This window comes from Nitrospira sp. (assembly GCA_037045225.1).
Lineage (GTDB): Bacteria > Nitrospirota > Nitrospiria > Nitrospirales > Nitrospiraceae > Nitrospira_A.
Map to the genome: position 1 here is coordinate 1 of JBAOHZ010000001.1, position 12,504 is coordinate 12,504.

Below are 12,504 nucleotides of genomic sequence, written 5' to 3' on the forward strand. Positions count from 1 at the left end.
CCCCAAACAGTGGGTGTGCAACAGCGAGTCCGTCGCCGAAAGCGCCAAGGTCCGTCGCTCACCTGGCATCCGACTCTCAGCCACCACCCGCCCCGAACGAGCCACTGACGACGACGCTGCCAGCAGACGGCTCCGAGCCTGGGGCAACCCAGGAAACGGCCCGTCACCCGACGGCCAACACAGCAGCCCGGCCAGCTCCTCAACGTTGAGACGCAGCGGCCATGCCCACGGCTCGCGCACCTGCACAATTCGCCGGTAGGAACACGGCACCAGCGTCATCTTCACCCCGGCACCTTCCAACACCCGAAGGCCTCCCAGCACCGCCAGCGCCAGTTCTTTGGCTCGGCTTCGGCTTCCAGCGCTCACCGCAATCCGGGCGACGGCCCGGAAACCCGGCTGTGTCACCTTGTCGCGCAGCGCCCGCCGACGTTCACCGTCCACCGGCCGACCACCGCCAACGATCTGGCGGCCATGCTGGGTGATTGAGCCGGACGGAAGCTCGTCGACACTGTTCGGCACCGCCACCGCGGGCAGGCGAGGACCGACCAGCCACTGCACCGTGACCGATTCTTTGGTGGCCAGCCGACCAAGTGCACTGAGCACCGACCGGGCCGCCACCTCCCCTTGATCCGTTCTTAGCGCCCGATTGGCCGTCTCCAAACGAACCGACCAGCCCCAACCGTCCTTGGGAAGTCGCCGTGTCATTGGGCTGGTCGTCACCGCCGGACAGAACGCCTCCAACCGATCCGTGAGGGTCGCCAGCACTGGGGGAGTGGCCCCTACCCGGTACTCGACCTTCCCGGCCTGGCCGGACAGCTCGAATACCAGCGGAGCCTGTCGCCGTTCGGCGGCCAGCGACCGCACGAACGCCTCCACGCTTGAGGAAACGAGGTCTCGCCCGAAATCCAGCCGAGTGAACGCAGCGTCTTCCAGCGACCCGGGACGCAGCATCCACGATGCCGCTCCGACTGTCGACGCGCCACCTGCCAGCACCACCAGCTCAGCGCCGTTCACGACGCCTTCCGATCTGCACCACGCGAATCCGCCGCACCATCCGTATCTGCCGTCTCACGCCGCTCGCGGAGCGCCTGGGCTTGAGCCTCAGCCTCAGCCTCTGCCTGGGTCTGCGCCAACGCAATGAACGCCCGACTCAACTTGCGCAGATCCGGTGGCGTCCGACGTTTCGATCCCACCCTCCGATGACCACTCCCGCCACTTCCGTGTCCGTTGTTCTTTCCATTTCCCATGCACCCTCCTTCCAGTTGTTGTTGTTTGACTGCACCGCTGGGCATAGCCACCAGCCGTGCCGGACTGCTGCACATACGCAGCACTTGCCTTCTTCTGGTATACGCTGCGCTTACGCAGCAGTCAATGAGGTTTGTTCATTCCACAACACCGACCGGACCAACCCACTACCTGGTGGGTGCTACCGGCGGCCTCTCAGCAGCCAGCCGACGATCCCGGCCGTCACGACCAGCACGGTCGCAGTCGGCAACATCGGCTCCACCAACACCCACACCGCCCGGGCATAGGCCGCCACGATGAGTACCACCATGGCGGCCTGTACGACCTGGCGGACCAACTTGGTCCACACGACCGAACCCGCTCAGACGTCCGGGAAACCGTCATGGACGTTGCCCCGACGCTCGGCCTCTTCGGCCATGGCAACGAAAGCCGACCGCGTCAACCCATGCAGCTCCCGCTGGGCCCGCATGGCCTCAGCCCGAATCCGCATCGCCTCCGACGCATACCCACCACCACCGAGCCGGAAGCCCAACAGGTAGGCCAACACCGCCACGGCCAGAAGCAGCCCGACGGCCAAGATGAGGAGGGGGATCATCGGCGTCCCTCCCGGTTCAGGTCCTCGATGGTCGAGGCGATGATCTCGCCCTTGCCCATCCGAGCAACATCTGCAAAGAACCGCAGATCGTCAGCCATGAAGGCATCGCCCTGGGCCAACGTCGCCGCCCAACGAGACAACATGGCCTGCCCGGTCATGGCCTCCCGCGTCAGCTGATCCACCGCCTGGAGTTTGACCGCCTGCACCGCAGTGTGGGCTTGCACCGAAGCAGCCCGCACCACCGCATGACGCTCGATCTGGGTCAACGTCCGGCCCGTCCTCCGGTCCCTGGCCACCATCCCGGCCCCCACACTGGGCACTACTTCCCCACGAGAACGTGGTACAAGTTCTGACATGTCTCTGGTCCTTCCAATCGGAATCTGTGAACAGAACCCATTGGACAGAAGAACCCACCGGCAGTCGTGACATGGAAATGACACCCGACAACGACACCATCGAGCGGCACCAGCAACCGGGCGAGGACGAGCTGAGCAAGGCAGGAACGGCTGGGGACCAACCCAACGACCCTGATGCCGAGACCGGAACCGGGCTCTACAAGGCCGTCCACGACGAACTGCTCACCATGCGCAAACACCGAGACGGGGTGACAATCGGGAACCTGGCCCACACCACCGCAATCCTCGAAGTCCTCGGCGCCGGTGACCCGCGCCTCGCCTACAACCAGCTCAAACACGTCCTGTTGAGCCTCGACCAAGACCTTGCCGTCACTGCAGCCGGGTACTCACTCGGATACGCCAGCGACTACGACAGCCACCTCGGCCGACTTGACGACTTCGGACGGGACTACACCTACGACCAACGCCAAGCCCGGAGGTACAGCGACAAGGGCATTGAGCAGATAGCTCGGCACATCTCCAGTGAGTGGATGCTCGAAGCCTCACCGACGCTCACTATTGAGGTGGTGAAGGCCAACGACGAGGTGCTGGAACTGGTCATAAGGTCCGAGCGATTGGCCATTGTTGAGATGCGAGATCCGGTGGTGGAGATGGTCAGCTCGACCGGCAAGCGAGAGAGCTTCCCGGTCGATTGGCGGCCGCTGGCAGGCGAAGCAGGAGCGCTACGACAAGAAGCGAGCGTTCGAACAGACCAGCTACGTCAGCCCGATGTTGCCGTCTCAGTGCTATGGACGGGAGAGGCATGGCCGTTGTTTCATCTTGCCGTTCTTCGCGGACTCGATGGAGCTTCACTGCCGCTCGATCTAATGACGTTTGGCGCTCGTGCGACTGTCAGTCGCTGTTTCTTGGATAAAGCCGGGTCTGCGGACCCGCCATGACGTTTTACGTCCGCAGGGTACCGCCAACCATCACTGTCGGACCGCGAGCCGACTGGGGAAAGTCACAATGATCACCGGATGGGCAGTTGACAACGGCCAACCTTTAGTTGCCAGCGTAACTGCGGTACAATGGCAAACATGGCATATTCCGCAAAAGACCGCAGGCGACGCCAACTGTCGCAGAATCTCCTGACCTCCTCTGGTGTGAAGAAGTATCTTGGCGCGCTAGGGACCAATACGTGCGACTTGCTCGTCGAGGTAGGAGCGGGCCGAGGCACCCTTACGGCCGAACTAGCGAATTTCGCAGACAATGTCGATGCCTTCGAACTGGATCCAGAGTTCGCCAAGGCCGCCTCTAAGGCAACCAGCCAATTGCCGAACGTTCAAGTGCATCTCGGTGACTTCCTGGGTTCGAGTGTCCCCGCTACCCCGTTCACCTTGGCCGGAAACCTTCCATTCTCCCGTACTAATGAAATCATGAGATGGGCACTGGCAGCCCGGACTCTCGAACGGGCGGTGGTCATTACACAACTAGAATTCGCGCGGAAACGGGCAGGCGACTATGGGCGATGGAGTCTCGCGACGGTCCAAAGCTGGCCGACTCATGATTGGCGTCTCGTTGGTAAGATATCAAGGCACGACTTCCGACCGGTCCCGAAGGTAGACGCAGGCATCCTGGAGCTCACGGCGCGACCATCCCCGCTGATCGTGCACTCAGCGATGAATCATTATAAGGATTTGGTGGCCCTCGGTTTCGGCGGCAAGGGAGGGAGTCTGTTCCGCTCGCTTCGACCTAGGTACTCTCATAGAACCCTACTGCGGGCCTTCAGCCGTGCCGAAGTACCCGAGAAGACGGTCGTTGCGTTTGTTCATCCGGATCAATGGCTCCAGATATTCAATCAACTTGAGCCCTAGAGCGACGCGCTTGGCCGCCCACCGGCGGTCCGGCTCCGGCAAGCTCCGCGACGACTACCAGATCTTGATGACGAACAAAGGTCGATACCCTGCGACTGGATCATCAGCTTGGCCAGAACCCATCGTGGACGTACTACACTCACCAGTATGCCGGAGACTATTGTATACGCGGACATAGTTGGAGATCTCTTTCATGCGGGCCACGTCAGTCTTCTGAGGACCGCCCGCTCAATGGGTGATCAGCTCATCGTCGGAGTGCATGGGGACGATGACGTTGCGCTGTATAAGCGACTGCCCGTCCTAACCATGGCGGAACGTATTGCAGTAGTGGAGGGGTGCCGCTACTGCGACACGGTAATACCATCTGCACCGTTGGTCATTACTGAAGAGTTCTTGGGTCAGTACTCGATCGATGTAGTAGTCCACGGCGACGACATCGACGATGCGAGTCTCCAACATTCATATGGAGTGCCGCTGGCGCTAGGCATCATGCACCTGGTTCCGTATAGCACGGTAGTGTCGACTACCGAGATCATTCACCGGATCACTTGCCGAGCAGACTTGGCGGTCTAGCTCAAGCAACTCCAGTGATGCCAGAGGATTTCACCCACCTTAGCTAGGAGAGAAGCCGTATCGTGATTATCGGAAGCGAAAATTGGTTCGATGCCATCGTTCGGCGTCTCTCTGGGCCCGTGGCGGCCTACCTTGCTCAGAAACGAATTGTCACTGCCGATCGCATTTCGCTCCTGGGTCTCTTCCTAGGAGGCTTAGCATCACCTGCACTTGTGCTGGGCGATCAATGGCTGCTTGCGACGATATCGTTCCTCCTAGGCGACTTTGCAGACTACGTAGACGGCGATGTTGCCCGCGCCCAAGGAACCGCGTCGAATCGAGGTGACATTCTCGACGGGATCATCGATCGGTACGTGGATGCGTCCATACTCATGGCAATGACACTGAATGCGTCTGGCCTAGTGGGAGGGTCGGCTTCTTCGCCGGTCTTTGGGGCTGGTAGTTGGCTTACGGTAGCCGTCGGCCTTATAGCAATATTTGGCGCCATAATGCCCTCGTATGTTCGGGCGGTCGCGAGCGCCAACGGGATCACCACACCGGAGTCGATAGGCGGCCGAGGTACGCGTAATGCGATCATAGTGATTGGCTTGGCACTGGGCCTTCCGGCTCAGGGGCTTCTGCTGGTAGCTTTTGCAGGCAATGGTGCTGCACTTCATCGACTCTACGTCGCTCTCTGGAGTAGTGAAGGGCAAGATTCCGAAGTTGCGCCTTAACCGCCGAAATCACCCTCGATCTCGTGAGCTGACGGCCTTGAGGTTAGGTAGGATCCGTCCTTGTTCACAGGGCGCCCGAGGAAGTCGTCTGAGATGGACATTCGCACTCGCTGCCCTGAGAAGTCGCCTCCTTCTAACTCGAACTCGGCTCTTTTATCTATATAATATCGCTTTCTGAAATCACCAGCCGAAGCCGCGTTGTATGTAATGTATCCGGTCCGTCGAGGCTGTCTGGTGGTATTAGCGTCGGAACGGTGGGGTACGTAGCTATGAAAGAATAGGAGGTCGCCCGGTTCCAGCTCCAAGGGTCGCCACTTAAGGCTTGCGACGATTGAGGGGTCGATACGACCGCGATCGTTTGGCAGAATGCCAGCCCCAGGCAGACTTGAAGCCACGTGCAGGCATCCATTGGCTTGGGTGGAAGGATCGACGGGTACCATTACTGATATGTGGTAGTCGGCGAATCGGTATGCAGTAGCGTCTTGATGTGGGGCAAATCCCCCGCCGCCCGGGTGCTTGTAGTTGATCTTCTCCTTGAACAAGGCAGGCGTCTCACCAAATAGCTGCCCCAACACTGATCGAATACGGACATGGAATGCAAGACCGGCAAGTACGGCCGAGTGGGGTACGAAGTCTTCGCTTCGCGCGAGTACAGGGCCCCAGTCAGTTGCTTCGAAGTGATGAAGTCCGGGGCCGCCATGGCTGGCCCAATGCCCGACCGCGTCGACTGCCCTATCTATGGCAGCCACCTCGGTGTTCGAGATGACACGTGGCAACACGAGCCACCCGTCTCGCTGGAATTTGGTTAGGTCAGCGGCAGCTAGCTCCATAGTTGCTCAGCGTAGGCGTTCAGAGATGGTCCATCCTTGAAAGCCGTCGAAGAAGGACTCTGTGAGAGGTTGTCCTGATCGAGGGCGGGTCCATTGGGCTGGCTGCGGATCCGAACGACCCGCGTCTCTGGCGGCGGATCGTCGCTGCGTCACAGACTTCGTAGTTCAGCTCACGGGTGTAGGACTCCACGAGGCTGGGGGCACAATCTCAGAGTCCGAACGATCACGCGATCTCAATTAGAGAAACGTACCCCTAAGAACGAACAGGCATGACCCACTAGGAATTCAGTACCATCGGCACGGATGGGAGGTTGTCCGTCGATGGAGGCCCGTTGGTGACGAATCCGAGTGACTCGTAGAAGGGAACAGCGTATTGACTCGATGAGACCCAAATCAGCTCGAAACCGGCCAACCTGGCGTCGATGATTGCTTCGGACACTAAGAGTGACCCTGCGCCGCAGCGGCTTGCGTCTGGATCGACGAATACTTCGCGGATCCGTGCTGCGGTGCAGGATGGGTCGGCCGCCCATCCGCCGCAACCCCTGACGCTGTTACCGACGTCCACGACGACCCAGAACGACATGGCGTCTAATTCAAGTGCGAAGGCATCGGAGCGCAAGTGCCGTTCGTGGCGATCGAACGCAACTTTACTGTGTAGATGACCGGAAAGTCCTCGCAGGGACCGGTTGATCAGGTCCCTAAGCACTTCGGTGTCGTCGGGCGAGTTGTAGCGGCGGATGCTGAACGTCGAAGGCCCGCCACAACGAGCCCTGTGATTTCTGTGCTCGACTCCTGACCTGGATGGCTTCTCAGAATTCAACACGTCGGCCATTCTCCGAAGCAGAAAGGTAGGCGGCGTCGAGCACGGCCATGATGGAGAAGGCTTCTGAAAGAAGTCGCTCGGGGCGTTCGCGTCTTTCCATGTAGCCACTGGCCTCGTTTAGGAGGGCAGCGAACCAATTGCCGTGGCGCGGGTCGTCAAACTCGGATGGGATGGACTCGCTGACAAGGTGGCTACCTTGTACAGACTTGATGGTATCGCCATCGAGCGCCACTTCACCGTGAGCACCACACAGTTTGTAGGAAGTCGAACGTCGGTCAGCCCTCCAGGTGAGGAGAATCTCAACGGTCACTGCTCCGAACTCGAGTAGAAGCCTCGCTTCATCTTCCGTGTCGGTGAATGCGCCGAGTGTGGGACACGACAGCACGCACCTCACGGCTGACGGGCTTCTACCTAGGAGCCGACTCGCGAGGTAGATGCTGTGAGGACCGTGATCGAGGACTATGCCCCCACCAGAAACTTCCAACTCTCGCCGCCAGTTGGGCCTCCATTCGGATACTCCACGAGCGTGACCGACACGACGGATCTCAAAGGTGGCGCTCTGTACCTCGCCGACTGTTGAAGTGCAAACTTCGTTAAGTCTGCGTATACCTGGTGCAAATGCGTAATTGTGGGCCGGGTAGACCGTTCCGGAGCTGGTGCCCATTTGTTCCATCAGTCGCATTGCCTCTTCACCGCTGCACACAAGAGGCTTCTCGCATATCACGAATAGGTCGCGTTCGAGGCAGGCGGCGAGAATATCTGAGTGAGAAGCTGGTGGAGTACAGATGTCAACGAAATCAAGACCTTCTGCATCCAGGGCTTCCTCGATAGTCCCATACGCTGATGCATAAGGGAACCTACGCAAGCCAGCTATCCTGCGACTGGGCGTCTTGTCCACGATCGAGGCAATCTGGAGGCCGGGATTGAAGTCGTACCCATCTGCATGCCCTTCAGCGATAACGCCGTAACCTACCAACACTCCACGCTTCACCAACGATCTACCCTTTTCCCGTCCGGTGCCAATTCGGAGGCTGGAGCGACTCAGAGGCTGGCACCAAAACGACACTGTATCGATAGGGCGAGTTCCGATGCCCCTGCAGGTCTGAATCGTAAAACTCGGCGGTGTACCCGAACTCAGCCGCTGCGTCCGTGAACCATAATCTATCGATGTAGAGATGGCTTAGTCCAGCGTACCTCGTATCGTAGTCAGTGCTGCCGGAAGCGCGACGCGCCGAAACGGACTGCTCTTGAAGGGATGCATCCGAGACATCGAGGATCCCTACTGACTTGCGCGCCTTTCGAGTCATCCGACTCAAGACCCGAAGAGCTACATCATGGGTCTCCAGATATTGAAAGACACTATGGCAAAACACGTGATCATACGCCTCATCCACATCGAGATCGATCGCATCGCTCGTTTCGAGCCGAGCAGAGGGAAGCAGTGAACGCCCGACATCGATAAGACTTGGTGAGTAGTCGATCCCTCCGATGCTCGTTCCCAACTCATCTAGGGGGATCAGAAATGCGCCAGCTCCGCATCCGACTTCGAACACGGATGCACCTGACTGAATTTTCATTCGCTCAGCCATTGAAAGCACGTATCTGCGCCAATCGTCAACCGAGATGGCGTCGCCGACGTTGTCGAAACCATCTAACTGAATGGCGCGTTCGAGGGCAGCTAAATTTTCGTACCCGCTCCTTAATCCCCAGATTTCGCGCCATCGATCAGTCACAGGGAGCGAGTCCTCATAGTGGTATCGCCCCATTTTGTGGACTCTACGACCTCACCAGCGCCCTGAGTCGTGTTCAAGAGTCACCCGTTCGTCGACCGATTGACACCTGCTGTGAGTGAAGGTTGCCGAGTGTGGCTGAGCCGCTTGGGCGGCGACGACCAATCGGCACGTTCTTCACCACGTACGCTTCAAACTCAGCCCGAGTCAGCGCCTCTTGTTCTGGGCTTAGGCCGTCCAGGAGCGGCCAGAACATGTTGCAGGTGCCGCAGGGGTCCGCTTCTTCGCGCCTACCTGTGCGGTGCAAATCGCGATACCGCCGCGCTACTTGGTGATTGTAGAGTTCCAGGACTGAAAGATCTCGCGCGGTCCCCCAGCCGTATTCGCCATTGTGATCCATGCAACAGAGAGTGACTGAACCGTCTACGAGAATGTCGAGCCTTGTGACATGCTCACACCCGTAACTCGGCACCGGCAGGTCGCTGTAGATATGACCCTTATAATTGTATAGGCCACTGATACTTGATTCTACTCCGCGGGATTCGCAAAATCGCAAGAACTCGTCTTGCTCTTGCAGGCTTGTGTCATCGAAGCAGGTCATTCGTAGCGTAATTTGTGCCCCAAGTTGCCCGCGAATCCTATCGGACAACAAGTACTCTACGTTTGCGAGAGTTCGAGCGAGCGGAATGCCCATCATTGCCTCGTAACGCGCCGAATCGAGCGTGTTGATACTTATCGTTAGGTCATCGAGTCCAATAGACGCAAGTCGGTCTGCCTTCCTTTCGTTCAGTCCATAGGCATTTGTATAGAGACGCAGCCTAGTATCGGGGAGATGTCCTCGAATGTACTCCAAGCGGTCCAAAATCTGTGGGTCTGAAAAAGGGTCTCCTTGCAAGAATGGCTCGATCTCGTAGAGGGGAAACTGTTTGCAATCCTCGATAATTTTTTCAAACAACTCAGTCGACATAGAGCCCTTATCACGACTGAGAGCATTGTTGGGGCAGAAGACGCATCGGGCGTTACAGCGACTCGTCGTCTCTATGGTGACAAGGCGAGGCGGGTCGTTCATGTCGATATCGGCAGTCTCGCTGTTCATTCGCGAAGGTTACCACTGTCGTGACCCTGTCCGCTCAGGGGACTTGAGCTGATCCCCTCCACTCGACTCTGACCGCGGTCGCAATTGGTGGCTCATAGAGTGGTGAGTGGCCTGAGATACGTGTCCCACACTCGGCTGACCGGCTGTCAAAGTGGCCGACTCGACAAACGGGCGAACGCCATCTCCGGGGCGACCACAACCCAATTTTCACTGAGGGGATCGTCCATAGGATTTCTGTCGCCTTCAATACCACCCAAGATGCAGCCCGCCTCGCCTGCAATAACTAGGCCAGCCATGAGATCCCAGGAACGATCAGGGCAGTGGGCGGGGGTTCGGTATCCAGCCAGCCTACCTTCAGCTACTGCACACAACGAGTGCGCAGTAGCGCCGAGATCGCGTCCAAACAGGCCATGGAGGGGCTGGTACTCGCCACCCACGATCATGACGTCGGGGACGCGAGACTTCGCTACGCTTAGACGCTGGTCGTCTCGAAAGGCACCGGATCCTGAGGTAGCCCAGAATGTGTGCCCCGTGAATACGTTGGTAACCACTGCCGCGCAGGCCCCTTGCTTGGTTCTGGCCCAGATCGAAGGGCCCGAGAACGGGATCCCCCGAGTCAGGTTGTCGGTGCCATCAATTGGATCGAGAACAACTAGGGCCGAACCTTGACCTAGCCAGCCCGCCTCTTCCGAGAGTACGCGCACGTCCGCGCTCAGGAGCACATTGAGCGCGGCCGACTCTGCCAAAGCGTCTGCCGCGTTCGCTGCTTGTTGCGATGGGTCTGGGACCGCCGCGTACTGGCACGCAAGCGGTTTGATCGCCTCGTCTACTCTTCTAGCGGCCGCCAACAGCAACTCCAATAGCTCCTGACACTCCACCTACTCGGCTCCAGTCAGCGCATCGAAGTGAGCGAGAACGATGACGGACATCAGGTCAGGCCCATGGCCCAGCCTGCGGCTAGAGCGTTTCAAGAGCCAGCTCGATTACTTCCAGCGCCTGATAGATATCACCTGTCGTGTGTGCGGCTGACAAGAACCATTGGTGATTTGGATGCAACAAGAGGCCAGCGGCGGTGGTCTTGGAATAGAAATGTTGCTCGACCGCGAAGCGTGTCGTCGCGTCCTCAGACTGGAAACGCATGAACGGCATCGGTGGGTAGCCGACCACTTCGATAGCCGATCCGAACCGTGACGTCAGAGTCTTGAGTCCGTTCTGAAACACTTCGCCAAGTCGCCATACGTGGTCTAGAGCATCCGTATCACGAAGGATCTCGATCGTCGCGATAGCTGCTGCCATGGATCCGGGCTCAGCAAAGTAGGTTGACGAAACTTTTGTGTCGCTCAGTTTTGATAGAATATCCCTACGTCCGACCAACGCCGAGATCGGGTGTCCATTCCCCATCGCCTTGCCGTACGCAGCTAGGTCAGCTTGGACGTGGAGGTACTGCTGCGCACCACCGAGCGCAACCCGGAAGCCCGACCTCATCTCATCAAGAACGAACAGGGCACCATTGCGCCTCGCTACCTCTCCTATACTCGACAGGTGCGATGCCTCAACTTGATCGTCCCAAAACGGCATTGTGATTACACACGCAACCTTGTCGTTGCCGTGGCTAAGCAACGATTCCAGGACGTCGAGGTCGTTGAAGTCGAACGCCCTGCTATTCTCCCTGACTGATGTCGGCACTCCTGCCGCCTGCTCGACCGACCAATCGTGCCAACCATTGTATCCCCATCGCAAAACGGCACTTCGGCCAGTGTATATACGGGCGAGTCGAACAGCGGCTGATGTAGCGTCAGAGCCGGTCTTGAGCATAAGGCACATCTCAGCACCGGGTATCACGCTCGTCAGTAGCTCGGCTAGCTCGATTTGTAGCGGGCTCCATAGCGGCGCGAAGCACCCACCATTCGCCGTCGCGGCGGCGGCTCGGCCATTTACTCGTTCGTCGCCGTGACCCAAAATGACCGGACCGTAGCCAAGGCAGAAGTCGATGTACCGATTTCCATCGACATCCCAGACATACGCGCCTTTGGCGCGCTGCAAATAGCGCGGGTACTGGGCGTAGCCGTCATATTGCGGGAGAATATCCGGGCGCGTGGCGGCGCCGCGCGTCAACCGAGCGTGCCCGCTCGGTCATGCGGTCCGTAATAGTCAGAGCCGATGCTGTTGCTGACAACCTCATCACCTACCCTTTGGGCGGACTCCTCAACACGGTGGACGCTACACGATTCGGTCTATCGTCCCGACTCCTTCACCCCAGAAGGTCGTCGCTCCTTTCGGCAGTCGGTGTTCCATCCGTAGTCGGCTGCTCATTTGGCGTTGATCCGGGAGCTCGGCGTGCTCGCTCGTAGCCAGCCTCCACCTCCACCCCGGTCGTTCCCCGTTTGGCGGACCAAGTCCTCAGGGCTGTCGTTTTGTCACACCGGCGCTTTGGTCACACGGGTCATTGTTGGTTCGCGGCGAGCACTAGTGACACAACATGACGGGTGGCATGACGGAAGGCCTTCATTGTCGCCAATGTCGGGACGCTGTTCCTGATCATGCACTGCCGTGGTCTCCTTCTCGGCAAGGCGACTTGGTGACTGCGGAGCCCTCAAGGTGTTGGCTGCGGAAGGTCTTGGGTGTGAGTCGGCCAACCGACAACGGTCGTCTGATTCAGAGGAGCTGAGTTTGAGAGCCGTGCCACAAGG

General features: G+C 58.9%; 12 protein-coding genes. 3 read left to right on the forward strand and 9 right to left on the reverse strand.

Annotated elements, in window-relative coordinates; all coding sequences use genetic code 11:
• The 5 genes from V9G17_00005 to V9G17_00025 form a co-directional block, all read right to left on the reverse strand.
• A partial coding sequence (locus tag V9G17_00005) for a hypothetical protein (protein MEI2750954.1) occupies positions 1 to 1,014 on the reverse strand: 1,014 nt, incomplete at its 3' end.
• Positions 1,011 to 1,247, reverse strand: coding sequence for a hypothetical protein (locus V9G17_00010; GenBank protein ID MEI2750955.1), 237 nt, complete (start codon positions 1,245 to 1,247; stop codon positions 1,011 to 1,013). The genes V9G17_00005 and V9G17_00010, both read right to left, overlap by 4 nt.
• Before the next feature lie 179 nt (positions 1,248 to 1,426).
• Positions 1,427 to 1,594, reverse strand: a complete 168-nt coding sequence (locus V9G17_00015; GenBank protein MEI2750956.1) for a hypothetical protein — start codon at positions 1,592 to 1,594, stop codon at positions 1,427 to 1,429.
• 12 nt (positions 1,595 to 1,606) lie between these two features.
• Complete coding sequence (locus tag V9G17_00020; protein MEI2750957.1) at positions 1,607 to 1,840, reverse strand: hypothetical protein; 234 nt, start codon at positions 1,838 to 1,840, stop codon at positions 1,607 to 1,609.
• A complete protein-coding gene (locus V9G17_00025) occupies positions 1,837 to 2,196 on the reverse strand; it encodes a hypothetical protein (protein MEI2750958.1) in 360 nt (119 codons plus the stop codon). Before V9G17_00025 ends, V9G17_00020 begins: the two co-directional genes overlap by 4 nt.
• Before the next feature lie 71 nt (positions 2,197 to 2,267).
• On the opposite strand from V9G17_00025, the gene V9G17_00030 reads away from it, so the two are divergent.
• From V9G17_00030 to V9G17_00040, 3 genes are all read left to right on the forward strand, one after another.
• Positions 2,268 to 3,134, forward strand: a complete 867-nt coding sequence (locus V9G17_00030; GenBank protein MEI2750959.1) for a hypothetical protein — start codon at positions 2,268 to 2,270, stop codon at positions 3,132 to 3,134.
• A 138-nt stretch (positions 3,135 to 3,272) separates the two neighbouring features.
• A complete protein-coding gene (gene erm, locus V9G17_00035; GenBank protein ID MEI2750960.1) occupies positions 3,273 to 4,049 on the forward strand; it encodes a 23S ribosomal RNA methyltransferase Erm in 777 nt (258 codons plus the stop codon).
• A gap of 147 nt (positions 4,050 to 4,196) precedes the next feature.
• Positions 4,197 to 4,622, forward strand: coding sequence for an adenylyltransferase/cytidyltransferase family protein (locus V9G17_00040; GenBank protein ID MEI2750961.1), 426 nt, complete (start codon positions 4,197 to 4,199; stop codon positions 4,620 to 4,622).
• A 1,820-nt stretch (positions 4,623 to 6,442) separates the two neighbouring features.
• On the opposite strand, the gene V9G17_00045 is transcribed toward V9G17_00040, so the two are convergent.
• From V9G17_00045 to V9G17_00060, 4 genes are all read right to left on the reverse strand, one after another.
• Entirely contained in the window at positions 6,443 to 6,871 is a 429-nt protein-coding gene (locus V9G17_00045) for a GNAT family N-acetyltransferase (GenBank protein ID MEI2750962.1), read from the reverse strand.
• A gap of 103 nt (positions 6,872 to 6,974) precedes the next feature.
• Entirely contained in the window at positions 6,975 to 7,979 is a 1,005-nt protein-coding gene (locus tag V9G17_00050) for a Gfo/Idh/MocA family oxidoreductase (protein ID MEI2750963.1), read from the reverse strand.
• Positions 7,980 to 7,986: 7 nt separating this feature from the next.
• On the reverse strand, positions 7,987 to 8,721 hold the full coding sequence (locus tag V9G17_00055; GenBank protein MEI2750964.1) for a class I SAM-dependent methyltransferase: 735 nt from the start codon (positions 8,719 to 8,721) through the stop codon (positions 7,987 to 7,989).
• A 2,050-nt stretch (positions 8,722 to 10,771) separates the two neighbouring features.
• Positions 10,772 to 11,929 (reverse strand): aminotransferase class III-fold pyridoxal phosphate-dependent enzyme, encoded by a 1,158-nt coding sequence (locus V9G17_00060; GenBank protein MEI2750965.1) that lies wholly within the window; start codon positions 11,927 to 11,929, stop codon positions 10,772 to 10,774.
• Positions 11,930 to 12,504: the final 575 nt, after the last annotated feature.

Coding starts and splice junctions, on each gene's coding strand:
- V9G17_00020 (MEI2750957.1), bottom strand. CDS start 1,840: ATGATCCCCCTCCTCATCTTGGCCGTCGGGCTGCTTCTGGCCGTGGCG.
- erm (MEI2750960.1), top strand. CDS start 3,273: ATGGCATATTCCGCAAAAGACCGCAGGCGACGCCAACTGTCGCAGAAT.
- V9G17_00010 (MEI2750955.1), bottom strand. CDS start 1,247: ATGGGAAATGGAAAGAACAACGGACACGGAAGTGGCGGGAGTGGTCAT.
- V9G17_00040 (MEI2750961.1), top strand. CDS start 4,197: ATGCCGGAGACTATTGTATACGCGGACATAGTTGGAGATCTCTTTCAT.
- V9G17_00030 (MEI2750959.1), top strand. CDS start 2,268: ATGGAAATGACACCCGACAACGACACCATCGAGCGGCACCAGCAACCG.
- V9G17_00025 (MEI2750958.1), bottom strand. CDS start 2,196: ATGTCAGAACTTGTACCACGTTCTCGTGGGGAAGTAGTGCCCAGTGTG.